Below are 20,423 nucleotides of genomic sequence, written 5' to 3'. Positions count from 1 at the left end.
TATCCGGGTGACGTTGTGAAGACAGGGGCGGGAGCGGGTTCGAAGTGGTGAAATGGCGGGAGTGGACGGGTGTGCCGGGGGAGGCAGTCGGGCCGGGCAGGGCGCTGGCGACGGAGGATGACGCGCTGGACCGGGCGGCGGCGCACCTCGACGCCGGAGGTGTACTGGCGCACCCGACCTCGACGGTGTACGGGCTGGGCGGCCGGCCGTGGCCGGATGTCGACGCGCGGATCGCCGCGATCAAGCGTCGGCCGCCCGGGCCGCTGATTCGGCTCGCCGCGAGCCGCAAAGCGGTCCGGCGGGCGCTGCCCGGGGCACAGTGGACGGAGGCGGCGCGCCAGCTCGCCGACGCCTTCTGGCCTGGACCGCTCACCCTGGTGCTCGAGGATGGCAGCGACACCGGCGTCGCCGTCCGCGTCGACCCCCATCCGGTCGTGCGGCGCCTCCTCGACCGGGCCGGCGGGTTGCTGACGTCCACGAGTCTGAACGAGACGGGGAAGCCCCCGGCACGGACGGGCCCGGAGGTGCGCGCGGCGCTGTCGGGGGTCGGATCCGTGGCGGGAACAGTGGGTTGGCTCGACGCGGGGGACCTCGCGGATTCGACCCCGTCGACCCTCGTGCGCGTGACCGGGGAAGCGGTCGAGCTGCTGCGGGAAGGAGCAGTCCCGGCGGCCGAAGTGACCGGGGCGCTCCGATGAACCTCCTCTTCGTCTGCACCGGCAACATATGCCGCAGCCCGCTGGCCGAAGTGATCGCGCGGGCGGAAGCGGACGCGCGCGGGTGGGCGGAGGTCACCTGCGCATCGGCGGGCACCTTCGCGTTTGCCGGCCAGCCGGCCTCGGGTGCCGGGATCGCCGTCGCCGCCGCGCAAGGACTCGACCTCGCGGGGCATGCCTCCCGCGAACTGTCGCCCGAACTGCTCGAATGGGCCGACCTGGTCATCGGCATGGAGGCGTCCCATGCCCGGGCGGCCGCGCGTCTGGCCCCGGATGCGGCCGTCCGCGTCATGACGGATTTCCTGCGCGCGGATGACGAGTGGAGCGGCGGTGGAGTCCCGGATCCGTACGGCGGAGACCTCGAGACATACGAAGCGACGCGGAAGTTGCTGACGCGCGCCATGCGGGGGCTCTTCGACGCGCTCGACGAAGAACGGGGAGGGCGCGAAGGGTCCGGGCCGTGACGCTGCGCTTCGCGCTCCTCGGGGATCCCGTGCGGCACTCGATCTCACCCGCGATGCACCGCGCGGCCTTCGAAGTCCTGGCACTCGACGCCGAATACGTGGCCCGGCGGACCGCTCCCGGCGAGGTCGGACGGGTCATGCGGAGCGCCGATCTGGCGGGTGGTAATGTGACGCTCCCGCACAAGCTTCGGGCGGCCCGGGCGCTCGCGCGGGCGAGTGCCGCGGCTCGGGCGACCGGAGCGTGCAACTGCTGGTGGCGGCGAGCGGACGGCGAACTGGCCGGCGACAACACGGATGTCGGCGGTCTCCAGGGCGCCCTTGCCCGCCTCGGCTTCCGCCCGCGGGGCGCGCGCGTGCTCCTGCTGGGCGCCGGGGGCGCGGCCCGAGCGGCCGTCCATGCGCTGCTCGAAGGCGGAGCGTCGTCCGTCGAAGTCCTCAACCGGACGCCGGCCCGGGCACGCGCCCTGCGCGACCGCGTGCTGGCCCACGCGGTCAGTGCCGATCACGCCGCCGACGCCCGGCACTCGACCCACGCGAACCGCGCGGCGGACACCGTGCGCGTGGTCGCGGTCCCGGACGCCGGCGCGGTGTACGACCTCGTGCTGAATTCGACGAGCCTCGGGCTTGCCGCCGGGGACCCGCTCCCCCTCGAACTGGAACGGAGCGCGGACCGGGTACGATTCCGCGCGGCCTTCGACATGGTGTACGCGGCGGGAGAGACGGCGTGGATTCGACACGCCCGCGCCCTCGGAATCCGGGCTGCGGGTGGGCTCGACATGCTCGTGGGTCAGGCGGCGCTCTCGCTCGAACGCTGGTTCCCGGGCCGCACGGCCCCGTTCGACGCGATGCGAGAGGCGGCCGTGGCGGAACTCGCCCGGCGGGCGGGGTTGGAGTCGGGGGAGGGATCGGGCACCACGTGAAGGCCGCGGCGCGCGCCGGCCGGCTCCTCGCGGGCAGGGCGGCCGCCGCGGTTTTCGACGCGCTCGTGCCCGCGGCATGCATCGGGTGCCGCCGCGGCGTCGCTCCGGATGGCGCGCCTCTGTGCGCCCTCTGCCGGTCGCGCCTCCCTCGGCTGGCGAATCCGCGCTGCCCGCGCTGCGCTCAGGGGCTCGGCAACCTCGCGGCGGCGGCCGGCGAACTCGTGCGGTGCGGGACGTGCGAGGAGTGGCCCGAAATCCTGGTTGCGGCCGACGCGCCCTTCGCCTTCGAGGGCCTCGCCGCCCGGACCGTACGCGCCCTCAAGTACGACCGCTGGCGCTCCCTCGCCCCGTGGATGGCCGCCCGCATGGCTCCCGGGGCCGAGGCGATGGCGTCCCGGCTCGGCGAAGTCGCGCCCTGGCTGATTCCGGTGCCGCTCACGCCGGCCCGGCAGCGGGAGCGGGGTTTCAATCAGGCCGGGGAGTTGGCCCGTGCGCTCGCGGAACTTGGCGTCGGGTCGCTGGGGCCGTTCCTCGACCGCCGTCCGGGGGGCAGCCGCCAGGCCGGCGTCCGGGGGGCGCTGCGCCGCGCGAACGTACAGGGTCGCTTCCGGTTGTGTGCCGGCCTCCCGGAGGAGCGTCGGAGCGCCATCATCGTCGACGATGTGCTCACGACCGGAGCTACCGCGATCGCCTGTGCCGAGACGCTGGCGGAGGCTGGATTCCGCAGCGTGGCCACCGTTAGTTTTGCGCGCACTTTGCTCCCCCTTAATCCTTCCCGAGAGGAATCCGAATGAGTGTGAGGGTTGCCATCAACGGTTTCGGCCGCATCGGCCGGAACATCCTCCGCGCGGCGCTCCAGAACCCGCGCGGGGACCTTGATTTTGTTGCGATAAACGACCTCACGGATGCGGCGACGCTCGCCCATCTGTTCAAGTACGACTCCGTGCACGGGCGCTTTCCCGGCGAGGTGCGCGTGGACGGGGGCGAGCTCGTGTTGGGCGAAGAACGCGTGCGCGTCTTCTCCGAACGCGACCCGGCCGACCTCCCGTGGGCCGAACTCGACGTCGACATCGTGATCGAATCCACGGGCATCTTCCGCAAGCGGGAGGATGCGACGCGGCACCTGCGCGCCGGGGCGAAGAAGGTCCTCATCTCCGCGCCGGGCATCGAGCCGGACATCACCCTGGTGCTGGGCGTGAACGCGGACGAATACGACCCGGCGCGGCATGACGTGATCTCGAACGCGAGCTGCACGACCAACTGCATCGCTCCGGTCGTGAAGGTCCTGCTCGACCGCTTCGGCTTCGAGCGCGGTCTCATGACGACGGTTCACGCGTACACCAACGGCCAGCAGCTCCTCGACCTCCCGCACAAGGACCTCCGGCGCGCCCGCGCCGCCGGGCTTTCGATCATCCCCACGACGACGGGGGCGGCGAAGGCCGTGGGTCTCGTCCTCCCGCAGGTCAAGGGGAAGCTCGACGGCATGGCGATGCGCGTGCCGACGCCGGACGTGTCGATCGTGGACCTCGTGGCCACCGTGTCGCGGGACACGTCGGCCGGCGAGATCAACGCCGCGTTTCGCGAGGCCGCGGAGGGCCCGCTCGACGGCGTGCTCGAATACACCGAGGAGCCGCTCGTATCCGTCGACTTCACGGGACACCCGGCCAGCGCGATCGTCGACGCGCAGTCGACGTCCGTCATGGACGGCACGCTCGTGAAGGTCATCTCGTGGTACGACAACGAGTGGGGGTATTCGAACCGCCTCGTCGACCTGGCAAGCTTCGTGGGAGAGCGTCTGCCCGCCGCAGTCGGGGCCTAGCGTTCACCACGGACTGCTGGCGCCCCCGGTCCGTTTCCGGTGACCAGGTTTCTGCGTGACCTCCCGGCCGACCTGGCCGGGAAGCGGGGGCTCGTGCGCGTCGATTACAACGTGCCGCTCGACGCCGGGCGGGTCGCCGATGCGACGCGCATCGAGGCGTCGCTGCCGACGCTCCTGTGGCTGTTGCAACGCGAGGCCCGGCTAGTGCTGCTCTCGCATCTCGGCCGACCGGAAGGTCGGCCGAATCCCGCCCTCTCGCTGTCGCCCGTGGCCCCCGAGCTTGCCGGCCGCCTCGGGACCGAAGTGCTCTTTTGCGCGCCGTGCGACGGCGAGGACGCGCTCCGCGCCAGCCGCGAACTGAAAGCCGGACAGGTGCTGCTCGTCGAGAACACCCGCTTTCTGCCTGGGGAGACGGCGAACGACGAGGTGCTCGCCGGCCGCCTCGCCCGGCTCGGCGACTTCTTCGTCAATGACGCGTTCGGCACGCTGCATCGCGCGCACGCCTCGACGACGGGCGTGCCCGCCCTCCTGAGCCCTTCCGGCGCGGGCCTGCTCGTCGAGCGCGAACTGGAGGCGCTGGGGGCGCTCGAGCGGCCGCGCCGCCCGTTCGTCGTCGCCTTCGGGGGGGCCAAGATCGGCGACAAGATCGAGCTCATGCGCCGCTTCGCGGAACGCGCCGATCTGGTCCTCGTAGGCGGCGCCATGGCGAATACCTTCCTCCGCGCACAGGGGTTCGAGACCGGGACCTCGCTCGTCGAGGAAGCGGCGCTGGACCTCGCCCGCTCGATCCTGTCCGCGGGGGAAGGCCGGATCCGGCTGCCGGCGGACGTGCGGGTCCTCGACCGGACGGGTGGGAAGGGGGAGAGCGTCGAGAAGGTCGAGAGCGTCCGGGTCGACGCGATCGAGCCGGGGATGGCCGCCCTGGACATCGGGCCCGAGTCCCACGCCCGCTACGCCGAGGCGTTGCGGGGGTGCGCCTCCTTCTTCTGGAACGGTCCCATGGGCCTGTTCGAGGACCCGCGGTTCGCGGCGGGCACGTTCGCCCTTGCGGAAGCCGCCGCCGAGGCGACGGCGGCGGGTGGGTTCACCGTCATCGGGGGCGGCGACTCCGCGGCCGCCGTTCGCCGCGCCGGGCTTTCCGACCGCGTATCGCACGTCTGCACCGGGGGCGGAGCGGCCCTCGAGTACCTGTCGAGCGGCCGCCTGCCCGGCCTCGACGCTCTCACCGAAAGGAGGCGTCCGTGAGTGAGCCGCGCACCCCCGTGTTCGCCGCGAACTGGAAGATGAGCCATGGCCCCGCCGAGACCGGGGCGTTCGTGGAGCGATTCGCCGCGCGCCACGGGCCGCGCGGCGATGCGACGGTGGTCGTGTTTCCCCCGGCCATCAGCCTGGCGGCTTTCGCTGCCGCGGCCTCCGGGCGTCCGGACCTCGAGTTCGGCGTGCAGGATGTGCATACCGAGGTCGAGGGCGCTCACACGAGCGGCATCTCGGCCGCCATGGTCCCGGCGACCGGCGCCACCTGGGGGCTGGCGGGCCACTCGGAACGTCGGCGGGAGTTCGGCGACACCGACGTGGACGTGGGGCGCAAGCTGGTCCGCCTTCTGGAGGTCGGACTCCGCCCCGTCCTGTGCGTGGGCGAGACGCTCGATGAGCGCGAGGCCGGACGGCTCGCGACGGTGCTCGAGACGCAGATCCGGGACGCCCTCCGGCCCCTCGGCCGCGAGGGCCGGGCCCGTCTCGCCTACGCCTACGAGCCCGTGTGGGCGATCGGCACCGGACGCACCGCGAGCCCGGCCGACGCCGCCGAGGCGCACGCGATCATCCGCGAGCAACTCGTGCGGGCGGAAGGATGCGACGCGGAGCGGGCCGTGATCCTCTACGGCGGGAGCGTCAAGCCGGCCAACATCGACGCGCTGCTTGCCGCCCCCGGGGTGGACGGCGTGCTCGTGGGCGGCGCCAGCCTCGATCCCGACAGCTGGGCCGCGATCTGCGCGGCGGGCCGATGATCTCCCAAAACTGGCCCCATCTCCCGGGTCTCCCTAGCTTTAGCGGCCGGTCCAACCATGGCAGGTAGACGATGTTCACGTTCCTGATCGTATTGATTTCGCTGATCGCGCTCGTGCTATGCGTGATGATCCTCCTCCAGTCCGCGAAAGGCGGCGGCCTCGCCGCCTCCTTCGGCGGGGCCTCCTCCTCGACGGACTCCTTCATGGGGGGACGCCAGGCGGCCAACGCGCTCACGAAGGCGAGCTGGTACGGCGGGGGGAGTTTCCTCTTCCTCTCGCTGGTACTGACCGTGCTCTCCGCCCGTCCGGATGCGGCGCCCGAATCGATCCTGCGTCAGGGACTCCCCGGCCAGCAGAGCCTCCCCGAAGCGCCGGCTTCGCTCCTGGAGGTCTCACCCGACCTCGGCGAGGGCGCGGCCCCCTCCGAAGAAGGCGCAGCCCCCGGTTCCGAAGAAGACGCCGCGGGTCCCGATGGGACGGAAGGCGGGGAAGGGAACCCCGACTCGGGAAGCGGGAACCCCGGTCCGTAACTGCACGCCGCTCGTCAGTCGCCTGCGGCCTCGCCCGTAGCGGGGGGGCGGGGATCCTCGGCGAACGCATCGCTCGGCAGATCCAGAAACTCGAGGTAGCGCTCCTTCTCCTGCGCCTCCGCCAGCCAGCTCTCGAACCCGGACGGGACGAATCCGTCGGTGCCGCGCCGTTCCCGCGCCGCCGTCACCGCCAGGTGGTCCGCGTAGACGTTCTTCACGTCGCTGGCGTGTCCCCGGGTCCAGCGCCACTCCACCCGGTGCCGCGCGGCGGCCCGCACGAGTTCCCGCCACAGGTCGAGGTTCTCGATCGGCCCGCCCTTGCGACGCCAGCCGCGGCGGGCCCAGCCGTGCACCCACTCCTTCATTCCGCGGACGAGATACTGGCTGTCGCTCGTGAAGACGACGCGGCACTCCCGCCGCAGGGCGCCCAGCCCGACGATGCCGGAGACGATCGCCATCCGGTTGTTCGTCGTGTCCGGATCGAAGTGGGCGAAGTCCCGCCGATACCAGCCGGCACGCTCGTCGAACCGTTCGATGAGACCGGCGGCCGCCCCCGGATTCCGGCGATTCTCGAACTGGTTGCCGAGGCAGGACTCGTCGGCGAAGATATGAACGAGCGGCGCATCGGTCCCGCTCTCCCGCCCGGCTCCGGAGTCGGTGGTCAACGCGCCTCCCGCGGCTTGGGTTCGCCCGGCACGCGGGCCGCGGGTCGATGCCCGGGTCCCCGCACCTTCAACCGCCACATTGGACGCGCCACTTGAGCGAGACGCAAGCACGCCCCGGATACCTCCTGCTCGAAGATGGCCGCCGCTTTGGCGGCGCCTACGCGGGCCCCGAGACCGAGACCGCCGGCGAAGCCGTCTTCACGACGGTGATGACAGGATATCACGAGGTGCTCACGGACCCCTCCTTCGCCGCGCAGATCGTCGTCATGACGGCCCCCATGCAGGGCGTGTACGGCATCCGCGATCCCGATGTTCAGTCGCGGCGGCCCTGGGTCGCGGGCTTCGTCGTGAGGCACCTGTCGCACGAGATCGGGTCCGGGCCGGCCGATTCCACCCTGCCGGAGTACCTCGCCTCGCACGGGATTCCGACGCTCGTCGGCGCGGACACCCGGGCCCTCACGCGCCATATCCGCGATGCGGGCGCGATGCGGGCGGTCATCGCGCACGATGGGGTGTCGCCGCAGCGGGCCGCCGAGCGGCTGGCCGCCGAGCCGGAGATGTCCGGCCGGGACCTCGCGACCGCCGTCTCGACGCCCGAACCGTACGAACTCGATCCCCTCGATGGACCGGCGGAGCGCGGTCTCGTACTCTGCCTCGACTACGGCGTGAAGACGCGCAGCCTCGACCTCTTCCGTCGCGAGGGATACCGTGTCCGCGTCGTTCCGTGCGACACGGACGCCGAGGCGTTGCTCTCCGCCCGCCCGGACGGGGTCTTCGTCTCGAACGGACCCGGCGATCCGGAGGCCGTGCCGGGCGCCGTCGAGCGCATCCGCACGCTGAGCGACGCCGGCGTCCCGTTGTTCGGTATCTGCCTCGGACACCAGCTCATCGCGCGGGCCTTCGGGGGCACGAACTACAAGCTGCCGTACGGGCACCGGGGCGGGAACCACCCCGTGCTCAACCACGCCACGGGCGCCGTGGAGATCACCTCGCAGAATCACGGTTTCTCGGTACTCGAAAAGGACGGACGGATCGAGGGCGGAGACGATCTCGAGATCACGCACCGAAACCTGAACGACGGAACGGTGGAGGGGCTGGTCCACCGGGAGCGGCCGGTGTTCGCGGTGCAGTACCACCCCGAATCGGCTCCGGGACCCCACGACAGCCGGTATCTGTTCAACCGCTTCGTCGAAACGATGCGCAGAGCCGGGAGCGCCGTCCCGAGTTGACCGTGCGCGATCCGTTGAACGTTGAGGACATGTTATCTAGGTTGCGTCGGGCTTCCGCCCACGGACCCACACCTACGGACCGCGGCGCGACGTGACCTACGACAAGCGAAACACGGTGATCGCCCTCCTCGCGCTGCTTGGCATCTTCGGCGTGGGCGCGATCCTCTCCATCTGGTGGACGGTGGGGAATACGTCGTTTCTCGCGGGGGGACGCGTCGCGGTCGTCCCGCTGCGCGGCGTGATCACGGACGAAGCGGCCTTCACGAAGGCGCTCGACGGCTTTCGCGAAGACCCCGGCGTGCGCGCCTTCGTGATCGAGATCGAATCCCCGGGAGGCACCGTCGGGGCCTCGCAGAGCATCTTCGAGGCCATTCGCGACCTGCGGGACGACGACGACCGACCCGTCCTCGCCTGGATGGGCGATGTGGGGGCTTCCGGCGGGTACTACGCCGCGGTCGCGGCCGACAGCGTGTACGCGCTGCCCGGCACGATGACGGGGTCCATCGGCGTCATCATGGAATTCCCCAACGCAGAGGAGTTGTTCCGCAAGGTCGGCGTCGACTGGGAAGTCGTGGCGAGCGCGGAGCACAAGGACCTGGGCGGTTACGCTCGCGCTCTTTCTTCGGAGGACCGCGTAATCCTCGAGGAACTCGTGAGCGACGTGCACGAGCAGTTCGTCGAGGTGGTGTCCGATAACCGGAACCTGGATCGGGAGACCGTTCGCGGGCTGGCGGACGGCCGGGTGTTCACGGGCCGGCAGGCGAACGAACTCGGACTCGTCGACGGCCTGATGACTCTGCCGGAGACCATCGAACTCGCCGGCCGAATGGCGGGTCTGGGGACGGATCCGACCGTCGTGCGGCCGCGCGAGCCGACCGTCGGCCTGTTCGACCTGATCGGCGGTCTGAGCCTGGGCGATGCCCGGGCGTGGATCGGGTCGCTGGCGCCCCTGCGCCCCAGTGCGCCGAGGCTCCTCTTTGAACTGAGATAAGTCGCTCCCATCCCGGAGCGAGACGCCATTCTAAAGGGTTGAACAACGCTCGGAGGAGAGGGAGATGACGAAGGCGGATCTCATCGAACAGGTTCACGAGGCCATCGGCCCCGGCGTGACGAAGCGGGACTGCGCCGCGGTGGTCAACGCGTTTCTGAACGCCGTCAAGGGAGCCGTCGTACAGGGCAACCACATCGAGATTCGCGGCTTCGGCACCTTCAAGGTTCGGGAGCGCCGGACCCGCATGGCGCGCAATCCGCGCACGGGCGATCCGGTCCGCGTACCGCCGAGGAAGGTGCCCGTCTTCAAGCCCTCGCGTCTGCTGCGCGACGAGGTGGCATCGAGCCTCGGGGACTAGCAGAGTGTGAGGCAAGGCGGACGGGTCAGCCGAAGAAGCCGGCGATCCGTTCCAGTCCCTCCTCCAGGACCTCCCGCTCAACGGCGAAGTTGAAGCGCAGGTGTCCCGGAGAGCCGAACGGCTCGCCGGGCATGCACGCGACCTTCGCGTCGGCGAGAAGCCGCTCGGCGACATCGAGCGACGCGGCGGCGCCGCCGGTGAGCCGTCCGTAGAAGTACAGCGCGCCGTCCGGCGCGAACGCCTCGACCCCGTCCAGCTCCGCGAACCTCGACAGCCCCAGTTCCCTGAGTCCGGAAAGCCTGGACAGGAGTTCCGCGACGAACGCTTCGCGGGGCGCGCTCTCGCCGAGCGCGGCTGCGGCGGCGTGCTGGGAGGGGCCGACGGCCCCGGAGGTCGTCTGTCCCTGCAGGTCCGCCATCTTCCGGACGACATCCCGCGGCCCGACGGCGTACCCGATCCGGAACCCCGGCATGCAGAACGCCTTCGAGACGCCGTCGAGCAGAATCGTCCTCTCCCCGCGCTCCGCGATGTCGAACACGGACGGAGACGGCGCCCCGTAGGCGAGCCGCCGGTAGATCTCGTCGGACAGCACCCAGATCCCGTGCCGCTCGGCCCACGCCAGGATCTCCCGGAGAAGGCCGGGCGGGATGACGGCCCCGGTCGGGTTGCCTGGGCTGTTGAGCATGAGCCCCCGCGTCCGGGTGGTGCGGGCCGCATCGAGGTCCTCGACGGCCGGCACGAACCCGCCCTCCCACGTCGTCTCCACGATGACCGGCTCCGCCCCGGCGAGCCGGACGATCGTCGTGTAGCTTGGCCAGAAGGGGGAGGGCACCAGCACTTCCTCGCCGGCGCCGAAGAGCGAGTAGCAGCAGTTGAACAGCGACTGCTTCACGCCCGCGCTCACGATCACCGAGTCCGGATCCACCGCCTCGGCGGCCGTCGTCTCGCGCAGATAGCGGGCGATCGCCTCGCGCAGTTCGGGCAGTCCGGAGGTGGGAGGATATCCCGTCTTCCCCTCCTCGACCGCGCGAATGCCGGCGCGCGCCGCGAACGGCGGGGCGGGGTACTGCGGTTCGCCGGCCGAGAGGTCCACGACCGGCACTCCCGCCGCCCTCAGCTTCCGGGCGCGGGCGGCCAGCACCAGCGTGGCCGATGCCTCGAGCCGGGCGACGTTCGGGGAAAACTGCGTAGTGGGCACGGTCGGGCACTCTCGCGGAACGGGGCCGGTCGGATTTGAGAGAGGACTGCGGCGTCCTTATCTTCGGCTGCAGGATGGTACGCGGGGAGAGTCCATGACGACAGAGACCGTAAGCGCGCTGGCCCCGGCGGATGTGCTGGCCGCCACGCGAGACTTCTTCCTCGGGGACGACCGGATGGTGGACGCCTGGGTCGACACCGAGAGCGACACGCACATCGCGTTCTGCACCTTCCGGGGCAACCTCTCGGTCGCCGCCTTCCCGGATCCCGGGGGGGTCGACGGAACGCGGGTCCGGGTGACGACACTGCGCGAAGAGGGGATCGTGCCGCGGCTCCTCGCCTACCTTGCGCTCGCGAACGCGCGCCCATGAACCGGTGCTCCTGATGGACCGGATCTCGGTGCGTACGCTCTTCTTCGGCGTGTACGGCGAACTCGCCGCGCGCAGGGAGGGATCGGCGGAACTCGCGGCGGACAGCACCGTGGGGGACCTTGTTGACACCCTGCGCGGGCCGGGCGGGCTCGACTGGCTGCCGGAGAGGGTCGTGGTCGCCGTCAACCAGAGTTACGCGGAGGCGGGCACGATCCTGTCCGATGGAGATGAGGTGGCCCTCATCCCCCCCGTTGCGGGGGGTTGAGTCGATGTCGAAGGGGGCAGGCGGCCGCGTACGGACATGGATCACCCGCGAAAGTCTGGACGATTTCGCGCAATTCGAGGATATTGTACAGGAGATCGGGTCCGTGGAGGACGGCGCGCTGCTCTTTTTTCAGGGGCGGGTGCGCCGCACGAACCGGGGCCGGGCGGTGTCGCGCCTCGCATACGAGGCGTACGGCGAGATGGCGGAGCGGGAACTTTCGGCCATCTGCCGCGATGCACTGGAGCGGTTCGATGTGGGCTCCATCGCCGCGGCTCACCGCGTGGGCGATCTCGGGCTTGGAGAGGTCAGCGTGGCGATCGCGGTCACGTCGGCCCACCGCGACGATGGCTACCGGGCGTCGCGGTGGATTATCGAAACGATCAAGATCAGACTGCCGGTCTGGAAGCATGAGCACTACGAGGACGGCGAGTCCCACTGGGTGGGAGCCCCGGTTCGGGAGACGGAAATCCCGGCCGGCGGCGTGCGGTCCGAGTAGGGAGGTCCGGTCAGGGGCGGTCCGACGGACTCCGAGGCAGCCGGCCTCGGGCCCGGCCGCCCAAATCGAGGAGGACGCCATGTTGAAGATGGTCCGCAACCTGCTGGTCGTCGCGATGATCGCGACGGTTTCGTTTGCCGGAGACTGTGGCGACGACGACGACAACATGATGATGCAGGAGGACATCACGGCTATCGGCTAGCCGTCTCCGCGGCGAGGACTCCGCGCGGCGAGTCGGCCGCGCGGAGTCCCGCCACTCGCCGCTCCCGGCCCGGAGGGCGACGAGCTTCCGCGAACCCCTCACGACCGGTGCCATGAGAGATCAGTTCGGCCGCCGTATCCGATACCTTCGGATCTCGGTCACGGATCGCTGCAACCTGCGCTGCACGTACTGCATGCCGGAGGAGGGGCTCGCCTGGATCCCCAAGCCCGAGATGCTCGCGTACGAGGAGATCTCCGAGATCGTACGCCAGATGGCCGCGCTCGGGCTGGAACGGGTCCGGATCACCGGCGGAGAGCCGCTCGTGCGCAAGGACCTGCCGGATCTGGTGCGCATGATCGCCGCGGTCCCGGGCATCGACGACATCTCGCTTTCCACGAACGCCATCCTCCTGCCGCGTTTCGCGGCGGCCCTGCGCGAAGCGGGCGTCGAGCGCGTGAACGTCAGTCTCGACACCCTCGACCGGGACCGGTTCGAGGAGATCGCCCGCCGACCGGCGCGGCGCTTCGACGAAACGATGGAAGGCCTGCGCGCCGCCGAGGAGGTGGGGTTCGCGCCGATCAAGATCAACTGCGTCATCATGCGGGGCCTCAACGACCACGAGGTCGTCGACTTCGCCGAGATCACCAGGCGGCGGCCGTGGCACGTGCGTTTCATCGAACTCATGCCGGTGGGGGAGAACCTGCACCTCGCCGACCGCTTCATCTCGACGGACGAAGTGCTCGAGAAGATCCGCGCCATCGAGGACCTGCTGCCCGACTCCGGACCGCGGGGGAACGGGCCCGCCGTGTACTATCGCTTCCCGGGCGGTGCCGGGACCGTGGGCGCGATCACGCCCCTCTCGCACAACTACTGCGAACGCTGCAACCGCATGCGGCTGACGGCGGATGGCAAGCTGCGGACCTGCCTGTTCGGCGACCACGAGGTCGACCTGAAGGGTCCGCTGCGCGAGACGGGCCGCATCGAAGGCGCGGTGGCGGAGGCGCTCGCCGGGAAGCCGAAGCGCCATTACCTGGAGTTGGGCACGGCGGCCGGCAGCGGCGGACTCGCCGCCCTGAGCCAGGTCGGCGGATGACGAACTACGAGGAACGGCTCCGCCACCGGGACCTGCTCGAACGCGCGACCGACCTGCGCAGGCGGCTCGAACTCGAAGACGGCGATGCCCCCATGCGGCGCGAGGAAGGGGCCGAACTGGCGGCCCTTCTCGAAGCCACGCTGGCCGAGATCAGTCCGGAGCGCTGGGACCGGGTCATGGAGACGATCGCCGGAGAGGCGGCGCGGAGGGCGGGCGCGGGCGCGGCCCCGATGTTCGACTGATCGTCCGCGATTGACCGGCACCGGTTCGCCGCACCGCGTGCTCCTCGCGGCCGGGTGTCTGCTCGCGGGCCTCGGCGTCGCCGCGGGCGCGTTCGGCGCACATTCGCTCGAGGGCCGGCTCCCGGCGGATGCCCTCGCGATCTTCGACACGGCGGCCCGCTACCAACTGCTGCACGCCCTCGGGCTCATCCTCCTCGGCCTCGCGGCGGCCCGCTGGCCCGATGCGGGGTGGAGGAGCCCCGCGCTCCTGATGCTGTGCGGCGTCACGGTGTTCAGCGGCACGCTCTACGCCCTTGCCCTGTCCGGCATCGGCTGGCTCGGCGCGGTCACGCCGCTCGGCGGCGCGGCGCTCATCGCCGCCTGGATCTGGGCCGCCTGGGCCGCCCTCACCCGAACCTGACGCGCACGCGACACCCCGACGCGGCTGCGGCCTTGACGCCCGCGTAGGTTGACGCGGGAGAAAAACGCCCCACCGAGAGGTCCGATGGCGATCAAGAGCGACGGCTGGATTCGGCGCATGGCGCGCGCGCACGGGATGATCGAACCCTTCGCCGACCGCCAGGTGCGCGAGGGCGTCATCTCCTACGGCGTGAGCAGCTACGGCTACGACATGCGGGTCGCCGACGAATTCCGGATCTTCCACAACGCGCTCTTCCCGGTCGTCGACCCCAAGAAGTTCGACGAACGCTCCTTTCTCGAGTACTCGGGCGATGTCTGCATCATCCCGCCGAACTCCTTCGCGCTCGCGCGGTCCATCGAGTATTTCCGGATTCCGCGAAGCATCCTCACGATCTGCGTGGGGAAGAGCACCTACGCGCGCTGCGGCCTCATCGTGAACGTCACGCCCTTCGAGCCGGAGTGGGAGGGGCACGTGACGCTCGAGATCTCGAACACGACTCCGCTCCCCGCGCGCGTGTACGCGAACGAGGGCATCGCCCAGGTGCTCTTCTTCGAGTCGGACGAGGTCTGCGAGGTCAGCTACGCGGACAAGGCCGGAAAGTACCAGGGCCAGACCGGAGTCACCCCGCCGAAGCTCTAGGAGTCGACGCCGTCCGGGCGGCGAGTTCTCCGAGCAGTCGGGCGAGGAGTCGGGGGTGCTGTTCTGTGAGGACGTGGCCGCCGTCGGGGGACACGGTGAGGTCGCAGTCGAGGCGGGCGGCGAGACGCCGCGCGGCTTCGACCGGAATCCTCGGGTCGTGCGCGCCGGCCACCACGTGTGCGCCGACCGCGCGCCGGGGCATGCGGTCCTCGAGTTCCGCCGGATGCCAGTCGGCCAGGATGCGCAGGAGCGTTCGGGCGCGCGCCGGGCTCGCCCAGGGCTGCGCGTAGGCGGCGACGAGATCCGGAGGGGCCCGGAAGGCGGGACCGCACGCCCGCCTCAGCACCAGGTGGCCCAGCGGGGCGTGCAGCGGCGCCAGGAGGCTCCCGACCGCCCTCCGCGCCGCGGCCGACCGCAGCAGCCGCAGGATGGCCGGACTCCGAACTTCCGGCGTGACCGGGTTCGAGAGCAGGAGGCCGTCGATATCCGGTTCCGCCTCCGCGAGTGCGAGCGCAATGGCCGCGCCCTGCGAGTGCCCCGCGACGAGGCGCGGCAGGGGGCCGTCCGGCACCAGCGCCCGCACCACCGCGCGAAGCCGCCGCACCTCGTCGTCGAGCGTGTAGGAGAGTTCCGCCAGCGCGTCCGAGGCGCCCCGGCCCGGCAGGTCGGGAAGCCAGCACTCCCACCCCGGATGTTCCTCGGCGAAGCGTTCGGCGACGGGCCGCCACGCCCGCCCGTGGGCGCTGATCCCGTGCAGGAAGAGGACGGGGCGTCCCCGGCCCAGAATCGCGACGCGCACCGTGCCGTCGCCGATCGCCACATTCCGTGCCACAGCCCGCTCTCGACTCACTCACTCCCTCCGGTTTGGGGCGAAAATACCGCTTGCCGGTGCTACCCCTCCGCGATACCTTCGCGGCGCGGGAAAGTGAAGAAATTCACAAGCTCGCACGAGAGGAGCGAACCCCCTTGCTCGACCCATATCTCGGCATCCTGATCCTCGCGTTGGTCGGCGTGCTGAACGCGGCCGCGATGATGGGCGTATCACATTTCGTGGGCTCCCGCCGGCCGACCCCGGTGAAGGCGAGCCCGTACGAGTCGGGGATTCCCCCGCTCGGGACGACGCGGGAGCGTTTCTCGGTCAACTTCTACATCGTGGCGATGCTCTTCATCGTCCTCGACATCGAGACGCTCTTCCTCATTCCGTGGGCCGCGATCTTCCGGGAGCTGGGGATGGTCGGGTTCGTGGAGATCACGGCATTCCTCACGGTGCTCGGCGTGGGACTCGTGTACGCGTGGAAGAAGGGGGCCCTCGAATGGGACTGAACCCGGGACCGGACGCGGAGGCGCGATGAGAACGCTCGATACGCTGCCACCCGGCGCGCACCCGGACGCGCATTCCGACGAGGGTCGGGTCGACACCGGCATCCCGCACAACTGGATGACGACGAAGCTCGACTACGTCATCAACTGGGCGCGCCGCAACTCGCTGTGGCCCATGCCGTTCGGCACTGCCTGCTGCGCGATCGAGATGATGGCGTCCGCCGCGAGCAAGTACGACATCGGCCGCTTCGGGATGGAGCGGATGTCCTTCAGCCCCCGGCAGGCCGACCTGATGATCGTCGCGGGCCGGGTGACCTACAAGCTGGCCCCGGTCCTGCGCCGGGTGTGGGACCAGATGCCGCAGCCCAAGTGGTGCGTGTCAATGGGCGCGTGCGCGAGTTCCGGCGGGATGTTCGATAACTACACGATCGTCCAGGGGATCGATACGATCGTGCCGGTCGACGTCTACGTCCCGGGCTGCCCGCCCCGGCCGGAAGGGCTGATCTACGGGCTCCTCATGATCCAGGAGAAGATCAAGGGAGAGTCGCTGGCCGACCCCGGCTCTCGGGACGAGGCGCCGGAGGCGGTCGGACGCCCGAACCTGCCCCCGGAGACGATCGAACTCGTCGCCCAGCCCTTCGGCAACTCGACGAACCAGAACCGCATGAGCGGGCTCGGCCCGACCTCCGCGCTGGCCCGGTCGCGCGACCGGCGCGAACGCCGCCTGGAACACCGGGATTGAGCGGGGCGCTCCGCCGTTGACGACCGCGACGACGACCGCGCCTCCGCGCATGGTGCGGGGCACGTCCCCCGACGGGGAGGCGGCGAGCCATCCCTCGGTCGGCGCCCTTCGCGAACGCTTCGGGGAGGGCGTGCGGCGCGTGGAGCGCGACGCGCTCGGCTATCCGGTCGTGTGGATCGATCCCGGCATCGTCGCCGAAGCGCTCCGCTTCCTGCACGAGACGCCCGACCAGGCGTACGACCTGCTCGCGGACCTCATGGGGGCGCACGCGGGCATCGGAGCCCCGATCCAGGTGTGGTACCAGCTCTGGTCCATGGCGCACGGCCGGCAGCTACGGGTCGCGTGCGAGGTGCCGATGGACGACCTCGAGCTGGACAGCGTCACCGACGTGTGGCTCGCCGCCGACTGGCTCGAGCGCGAAGTGTGGGACATGTACGGCGTGAGCTTTCGCGGCCATCCGGACCTGCGCCGCATCCTCATGCCGGAGAACTACGAGGAGGGCTTCCCCCTCCGGAAGGACTTTCCGCTCCGCGGCCGCTTCAGCCGCTCCGCGCAGGTGAGCCGCGCGCTCTCCCGCGACCTCATCGACATGTACGCCGTCGAGGAGCTGGAGCTGGCGGGCTACGCCGTCACCGAAGACGGGGAGGTGCGGGAGCCGTCCGGGGGCGCGGCGGAGGGCGGAGTGCTCGACGGCATCCGCGACGTGAATCCGGACGAGCAGCCCGAGGACGCCCTCGAGGGCGCACCCATCCTCATCAACATGGGACCGCAGCACCCGGCCACGCACGGCGTCCTCCGGCTCGTGCTGCAGCTCGACGGTGAGCGCATCGTGCGCTGCTCCCCCCACATCGGGTACCTGCACACGGGCTTCGAAAAGACGTGCGAATACCGCGAGTGGAACCAGTGCGTCCCCTACACGGACCGCATGGACTACCTCGCGCCGATGCTCTACAACATCGGCTACGCCGGGGCGGTCGAAGCGCTCCTCGGCGTCGAGATCACGGAGCGCTGCCGCGTCGTCCGCGTCATCCTCGGCGAGTTGAACCGCATCCTCGGCCACCTCCTGTGGCTGGGCACGACGGCGATCGACATCGGCGCCTTCTCTGTCTTCCTCTACACCTTCCAGGAGCGCGAGCGGATCTACAACCTGCACGAAGCGTACACGGGGGGGCGGATCACGACCTCCGTCACGCGGGTCGGCGGGATGATGGCGGACCTGCCCGTGGGCTGGACGGCGGCGGCGCGCGACTTCGCGGCCACCTTCCCGGAGACGCTGGACGAGGTGGAGCGGCTCCTGTCGCGCAACGCGATCTGGCAGGGCCGCACGATGGACATCGGCGTGCTCCCGGCGGACAAGGCGGTGAGCTACGGCGTCACCGGACCCACGCTGCGCGCGAGCGGCGTGGCCTACGACGTGCGGAAGGCGCGTCCCTATCTGGGCTACGAGGCGTACGACTTCGACGTGCCCGTGGGGACGGCCGGCGACGTCTACGACCGCTACCTCGTGCGGGTGGAGGAGATGCGGCAGAGCGTCCGCATCATCGAGCAGGCGCTGGACGGGCTTCCCGGCGGCCCGATCAACATCGACGACTACCGAATCGTCCTGCCCCCGAAGGGGGAGGCGATGGGGTCGATCGACACCATGATCTCGCACTTCAAGCTCGTGATGGAGGGCGTCCGCGTGCCGGCCGGCGAGACGTGGTACTCCATCGAAAGCTCGAAGGGCGAACTGGGGTTCGGGATCATCTCCGACGGTGGCACGAAGCCCGTGCGCTGCCGTTTCCGCGGGCCCTCGTTCATCAACATCGCGTCGCTCCCGGAACTCGTGAAGGACGAACTCGTCGCGGATGTCGTCGCGATCAACGCCTCGCTCGACGTCGTGCTCGGGGAGATCGACCGGTGAGCCGGCGGATCCACCCCGCGGTCGTCGGGGCGCAGCCCTTCCAGTTGACGGCGAGGGAGACGTTCGACGGTCCCATCTTCGAGACGGAGGAAGGGAGGCACCGGCTGGAGGCGGCCCTCTCCCGCTATCCGACGAAACAGGCGGCGCTCCTCCCCATGCTCGGCTTCGTGCAGTCGGTGAAAGGATGGATCGAACCCGCGGACATGGTCGAGGTCGCCGAGGCGCTGGACCTGACCCCGGCCTACGTCCACTCGATCGCAACCTTCTACACGATGTATAACAAGCACCCGGTCGGGCGTCACTTCGTCCAGGTGTGCACGAACATCTCCTGCCACCTGAACCGGGCCGAAGAGGTGCTTCGCGGCTTCCTCGCCGAGACGGGGACGCGCGAGGGGGAGATCTCGGAGGACGGGGAGTTCACCGTGATCGAGGCGGAGTGTCTCGGCGCGTGCGGCTTCGCCACCGTCGTCCAGGTCAACGACCGCTACCTCGAGGACGTCACGCCGGAGCGCGTGCCCGAGATCGTGGCGGATCTTCGCGGCGCGAGGAACCCATGAGCTTCCCGCACCGGAGCGATCTCGAGGTCACGACGCGGCTCTCGCGGTACCAGGGCGAGGCCGAAGCGCGCACGCTCGATGGCTACCGGGCCCGCGGCGGCTACAAGGCGCTACGGCAGTCGCTCGACATGCCGCCCGCCGACATCACCGAGGTCGTGAAGGCCTCCGGGCTGCGCGGGCGCGGCGGCGCGGGCTTCCCGACGGGCCTCAAGTGGAGCTTCATGCCGAAGGACGACGGCAAGCCGCACTACCTGTGCTGCAACGCGGACGAGTCCGAGCCCGGCGCCTTCAAGGACCGCGAGGTCATCCGCTGGACACCCCACCTCCTCATCGAGGGCTGCCTGATCGCGTCGCGCGCCATCGGGGCGGCGCACGCCTACATCTACGTGCGGGGCGAGTTCTTCGAGGAAACCCGGGTGCTGAACGCCGCGGTCGTCGAGGCGTACGACAACGGTCTCGCAGGGGACGGGATCCTGGGTTCGCCGTGGTCGTGCGACGTGACGATCCACGCCGGGGCCGGGGCGTACATCGCCGGCGAGGAGACCGGCCTCATGAACTCGCTCATGGGGAACCGGGCCGAGCCCTGGGCCAAGCCGCCCTTCCCGGCGCAGGCCGGGGCGTTCGGGATGCCGACGACGGTGAACAACGTCGAGACGCTCGCGGCGGTCCCCATGATCCTCGAGCACGGCGCGGACTGGTACCGGCAGTGGGGGAGCGAGCAGTCGCCCGGCACGAAGCTGTGGAGCTGCTCGGGCCACCTCGTGCGGCCCGGCAACTACGAGTTCGCGCTCGGCCTGCCGCTGAGCGACATCATCTTCGACGCCTGCGGCGGCACGCCCTCGGGCCAGCCGGTGAAGGCCGTGATCCCGGGCGGGTCGTCCACGGCGTTCCTGAGCGGAGACGAACTCGACTGCGCGACGACGTACGAGGGGCTCGCGGAGGCGGGCAGCGCGCTCGGCACGGCCTCGCCGATCGTGATGGACGAGGACACGGACATCGTGGCGGCCATGCGCCGGATCGCGCAGTTCTACGCGCACGAATCGTGCGGCCAGTGCGTGCAGTGCCGCGAGGGCACGTCGTGGGTCGTCCGCATCCTGCAGCGGATCGAGGCGGGGGACGGCCGCCCGAGCGACATCGACACGCTGTACGAGCTGTGCGAACAGATGACGGGCCGCACGATCTGCGTGCTGGCGGACAGCGTCGTGTTCCCGCTCGAGTCCTCGCTGGACAAGTTCCGCGCCGACTACGAGGCGCTGATGAAGCCTTCTCTGGTCGCGGCGGGTTGAGGCATGGCGGGT

27 protein-coding genes and 1 pseudogene are annotated in these 20,423 nt (G+C 70.5%); 25 read left to right on the top strand and 3 right to left on the bottom strand.

The genetic code is table 11. From position 1 onward, the window contains the following. The first annotated feature begins 44 nt into the window (after positions 1-44). The 8 genes from RN743_RS07990 (at position 45) to secG (ending at position 6,455) form a co-directional block, all read left to right on the top strand. Positions 45-698 carry an L-threonylcarbamoyladenylate synthase gene (locus RN743_RS07990; RefSeq protein WP_310778572.1) on the top strand — a complete coding sequence of 218 codons (654 nt, stop codon included), beginning with the start codon at positions 45-47 and terminating at the stop codon, positions 696-698. Then, positions 695-1,180 carry a hypothetical protein gene (locus tag RN743_RS07985; protein WP_310778569.1) on the top strand — a complete coding sequence of 162 codons (486 nt, stop codon included), beginning with the start codon at positions 695-697 and terminating at the stop codon, positions 1,178-1,180. Before RN743_RS07990 ends, RN743_RS07985 begins: the two co-directional genes overlap by 4 nt. Further along, on the top strand, positions 1,177-2,100 hold the full coding sequence (locus RN743_RS07980) for a hypothetical protein (RefSeq protein WP_310778566.1): 924 nt from the start codon (positions 1,177-1,179) through the stop codon (positions 2,098-2,100). Before RN743_RS07985 ends, RN743_RS07980 begins: the two co-directional genes overlap by 4 nt. After that, complete coding sequence (locus RN743_RS07975) at positions 2,097-2,894, top strand: ComF family protein (protein WP_310778563.1); 798 nt, start codon at positions 2,097-2,099, stop codon at positions 2,892-2,894. The genes RN743_RS07980 and RN743_RS07975 overlap by 4 nt, the downstream gene beginning before the upstream one ends. Further along, positions 2,891-3,919 (top strand): type I glyceraldehyde-3-phosphate dehydrogenase, encoded by a 1,029-nt coding sequence (gene gap, locus RN743_RS07970; protein WP_310778559.1) that lies wholly within the window; start codon positions 2,891-2,893, stop codon positions 3,917-3,919. Before RN743_RS07975 ends, gap begins: the two co-directional genes overlap by 4 nt. A 39-nt stretch (positions 3,920-3,958) precedes the next feature. Then, on the top strand, positions 3,959-5,164 hold the full coding sequence (locus tag RN743_RS07965) for a phosphoglycerate kinase (protein ID WP_310778556.1): 1,206 nt from the start codon (positions 3,959-3,961) through the stop codon (positions 5,162-5,164). Further along, positions 5,161-5,925 (top strand): triose-phosphate isomerase, encoded by a 765-nt coding sequence (tpiA, locus tag RN743_RS07960; protein ID WP_310778554.1) that lies wholly within the window; start codon positions 5,161-5,163, stop codon positions 5,923-5,925. The genes RN743_RS07965 and tpiA overlap by 4 nt, the downstream gene beginning before the upstream one ends. 71 nt (positions 5,926-5,996) lie before the next feature. After that, the gene (gene secG / locus RN743_RS07955) at positions 5,997-6,455 is read left to right on the top strand and encodes a preprotein translocase subunit SecG (protein WP_310778552.1); all 459 of its coding nucleotides are present in this window, start codon (positions 5,997-5,999) and stop codon (positions 6,453-6,455) included. Between the two features lie 14 nt (positions 6,456-6,469). On the opposite strand, the gene RN743_RS07950 is transcribed toward secG, so the two are convergent. Further along, the gene (locus tag RN743_RS07950) at positions 6,470-7,120 is read right to left on the bottom strand and encodes a ribonuclease H (protein WP_310778549.1); all 651 of its coding nucleotides are present in this window, start codon (positions 7,118-7,120) and stop codon (positions 6,470-6,472) included. Between the two features lie 92 nt (positions 7,121-7,212). On the opposite strand from RN743_RS07950, the gene carA reads away from it, so the two are divergent. The 3 genes from carA (at position 7,213) to RN743_RS07935 (ending at position 9,698) form a co-directional block, all read left to right on the top strand. Continuing rightward, on the top strand, positions 7,213-8,349 hold the full coding sequence (carA, locus tag RN743_RS07945) for a glutamine-hydrolyzing carbamoyl-phosphate synthase small subunit (RefSeq protein WP_310778546.1): 1,137 nt from the start codon (positions 7,213-7,215) through the stop codon (positions 8,347-8,349). Positions 8,350-8,440: 91 nt separating this feature from the next. Then, complete coding sequence (sppA, locus tag RN743_RS07940; protein ID WP_310778543.1) at positions 8,441-9,340, top strand: signal peptide peptidase SppA; 900 nt, start codon at positions 8,441-8,443, stop codon at positions 9,338-9,340. Between the two features lie 64 nt (positions 9,341-9,404). Further along, positions 9,405-9,698, top strand: a complete 294-nt coding sequence (locus RN743_RS07935; protein WP_310778540.1) for an HU family DNA-binding protein — start codon at positions 9,405-9,407, stop codon at positions 9,696-9,698. Between the two features lie 25 nt (positions 9,699-9,723). On the opposite strand, the gene RN743_RS07930 is transcribed toward RN743_RS07935, so the two are convergent. Continuing rightward, the gene (locus RN743_RS07930) at positions 9,724-10,896 is read right to left on the bottom strand and encodes an aminotransferase class I/II-fold pyridoxal phosphate-dependent enzyme (protein ID WP_310778537.1); all 1,173 of its coding nucleotides are present in this window, start codon (positions 10,894-10,896) and stop codon (positions 9,724-9,726) included. Positions 10,897-10,990: 94 nt separating this feature from the next. Between RN743_RS07930 and RN743_RS07925 the strand changes: the two genes are divergently transcribed. From RN743_RS07925 to dcd, 8 genes are all read left to right on the top strand, one after another. Beyond that, a complete protein-coding gene (locus tag RN743_RS07925) occupies positions 10,991-11,266 on the top strand; it encodes a hypothetical protein (protein WP_310778534.1) in 276 nt (91 codons plus the stop codon). 13 nt (positions 11,267-11,279) lie between these two features. Then, complete coding sequence (locus RN743_RS07920; protein ID WP_310778531.1) at positions 11,280-11,531, top strand: MoaD/ThiS family protein; 252 nt, start codon at positions 11,280-11,282, stop codon at positions 11,529-11,531. Between the two features lie 4 nt (positions 11,532-11,535). Further along, positions 11,536-12,027, top strand: a complete 492-nt coding sequence (locus tag RN743_RS07915; protein WP_310778529.1) for a molybdenum cofactor biosynthesis protein MoaE — start codon at positions 11,536-11,538, stop codon at positions 12,025-12,027. Positions 12,028-12,106: 79 nt separating this feature from the next. After that, complete coding sequence (locus tag RN743_RS07910) at positions 12,107-12,229, top strand: hypothetical protein (protein ID WP_310778526.1); 123 nt, start codon at positions 12,107-12,109, stop codon at positions 12,227-12,229. Between the two features lie 112 nt (positions 12,230-12,341). Further along, the gene (gene moaA, locus RN743_RS07905; RefSeq protein WP_310778523.1) at positions 12,342-13,322 is read left to right on the top strand and encodes a GTP 3',8-cyclase MoaA; all 981 of its coding nucleotides are present in this window, start codon (positions 12,342-12,344) and stop codon (positions 13,320-13,322) included. Next, positions 13,319-13,564, top strand: a complete 246-nt coding sequence (locus tag RN743_RS07900; RefSeq protein ID WP_310778520.1) for a hypothetical protein — start codon at positions 13,319-13,321, stop codon at positions 13,562-13,564. Before moaA ends, RN743_RS07900 begins: the two co-directional genes overlap by 4 nt. Positions 13,565-13,574: 10 nt before the next feature. Next, entirely contained in the window at positions 13,575-13,964 is a 390-nt protein-coding gene (locus tag RN743_RS07895; RefSeq protein WP_310778518.1) for a DUF423 domain-containing protein, read from the top strand. Between the two features lie 84 nt (positions 13,965-14,048). Further along, a complete protein-coding gene (gene dcd / locus RN743_RS07890; RefSeq protein WP_310778517.1) occupies positions 14,049-14,603 on the top strand; it encodes a dCTP deaminase in 555 nt (184 codons plus the stop codon). Here dcd and RN743_RS07885 read toward each other — a convergent pair. Continuing rightward, on the bottom strand, positions 14,584-15,453 hold the full coding sequence (locus RN743_RS07885; protein WP_310778515.1) for an alpha/beta hydrolase: 870 nt from the start codon (positions 15,451-15,453) through the stop codon (positions 14,584-14,586). The two genes, dcd and RN743_RS07885, sit on opposite strands and share 20 nt — an antisense overlap. Before the next feature lie 116 nt (positions 15,454-15,569). Here RN743_RS07885 and ndhC point away from each other — a divergent pair, with 116 nt between their 5' ends. The 6 genes and pseudogenes from ndhC (at position 15,570) to nuoF (ending at position 20,411) form a co-directional block, all read left to right on the top strand. Further along, positions 15,570-15,926 (top strand): NADH-quinone oxidoreductase subunit A, encoded by a 357-nt coding sequence (ndhC, locus tag RN743_RS07880; RefSeq protein WP_310778513.1) that lies wholly within the window; start codon positions 15,570-15,572, stop codon positions 15,924-15,926. Positions 15,927-16,026: 100 nt separating this feature from the next. Beyond that, complete coding sequence (locus tag RN743_RS07875) at positions 16,027-16,665, top strand: NADH-quinone oxidoreductase subunit B (protein ID WP_343219006.1); 639 nt, start codon at positions 16,027-16,029, stop codon at positions 16,663-16,665. 49 nt (positions 16,666-16,714) lie between these two features. Further along, a pseudogene (locus RN743_RS16015) lies at positions 16,715-17,191 on the top strand (NADH-quinone oxidoreductase subunit C); the annotation flags it as partial. 234 nt (positions 17,192-17,425) lie between these two features. Then, positions 17,426-18,568, top strand: coding sequence for an NADH dehydrogenase (quinone) subunit D (gene nuoD, locus RN743_RS16010; protein WP_343219005.1), 1,143 nt, complete (start codon positions 17,426-17,428; stop codon positions 18,566-18,568). After that, complete coding sequence (locus tag RN743_RS07865; protein ID WP_310778509.1) at positions 18,565-19,125, top strand: NAD(P)H-dependent oxidoreductase subunit E; 561 nt, start codon at positions 18,565-18,567, stop codon at positions 19,123-19,125. Before nuoD ends, RN743_RS07865 begins: the two co-directional genes overlap by 4 nt. After that, entirely contained in the window at positions 19,122-20,411 is a 1,290-nt protein-coding gene (nuoF, locus tag RN743_RS07860) for an NADH-quinone oxidoreductase subunit NuoF (RefSeq protein WP_310778506.1), read from the top strand. Before RN743_RS07865 ends, nuoF begins: the two co-directional genes overlap by 4 nt. Positions 20,412-20,423 lie beyond the last annotated feature (12 nt).

This window comes from Candidatus Palauibacter scopulicola (assembly GCF_947581915.1).
In the GTDB taxonomy this organism is placed as follows: domain Bacteria; phylum Gemmatimonadota; class Gemmatimonadetes; order Palauibacterales; family Palauibacteraceae; genus Palauibacter; species Palauibacter scopulicola.
The sequence above is the reverse complement of the archived record's forward strand: the minus strand, read 5'-3'. Positions and strand labels throughout refer to the sequence as shown.

What these genes read in the sequence shown, in the direction of transcription:
- dcd (WP_310778517.1), top strand. Translation starts at nt 14,049, where the DNA reads ATGGCGATCAAGAGCGACGGCTGGATTCGGCGCATGGCGCGCGCGCAC.
- RN743_RS07920 (WP_310778531.1), top strand. Translation starts at nt 11,280, where the DNA reads ATGGACCGGATCTCGGTGCGTACGCTCTTCTTCGGCGTGTACGGCGAA.
- gap (WP_310778559.1), top strand. Translation starts at nt 2,891, where the DNA reads ATGAGTGTGAGGGTTGCCATCAACGGTTTCGGCCGCATCGGCCGGAAC.
- nuoF (WP_310778506.1), top strand. Translation starts at nt 19,122, where the DNA reads ATGAGCTTCCCGCACCGGAGCGATCTCGAGGTCACGACGCGGCTCTCG.
- RN743_RS07900 (WP_310778520.1), top strand. Translation starts at nt 13,319, where the DNA reads ATGACGAACTACGAGGAACGGCTCCGCCACCGGGACCTGCTCGAACGC.
- RN743_RS07915 (WP_310778529.1), top strand. Translation starts at nt 11,536, where the DNA reads ATGTCGAAGGGGGCAGGCGGCCGCGTACGGACATGGATCACCCGCGAA.
- RN743_RS07935 (WP_310778540.1), top strand. Translation starts at nt 9,405, where the DNA reads ATGACGAAGGCGGATCTCATCGAACAGGTTCACGAGGCCATCGGCCCC.
- RN743_RS07910 (WP_310778526.1), top strand. Translation starts at nt 12,107, where the DNA reads ATGTTGAAGATGGTCCGCAACCTGCTGGTCGTCGCGATGATCGCGACG.
- RN743_RS07925 (WP_310778534.1), top strand. Translation starts at nt 10,991, where the DNA reads ATGACGACAGAGACCGTAAGCGCGCTGGCCCCGGCGGATGTGCTGGCC.
- nuoD (WP_343219005.1), top strand. Translation starts at nt 17,426, where the DNA reads ATGGGACCGCAGCACCCGGCCACGCACGGCGTCCTCCGGCTCGTGCTG.
- secG (WP_310778552.1), top strand. Translation starts at nt 5,997, where the DNA reads ATGTTCACGTTCCTGATCGTATTGATTTCGCTGATCGCGCTCGTGCTA.
- moaA (WP_310778523.1), top strand. Translation starts at nt 12,342, where the DNA reads ATGAGAGATCAGTTCGGCCGCCGTATCCGATACCTTCGGATCTCGGTC.
- RN743_RS07985 (WP_310778569.1), top strand. Translation starts at nt 695, where the DNA reads ATGAACCTCCTCTTCGTCTGCACCGGCAACATATGCCGCAGCCCGCTG.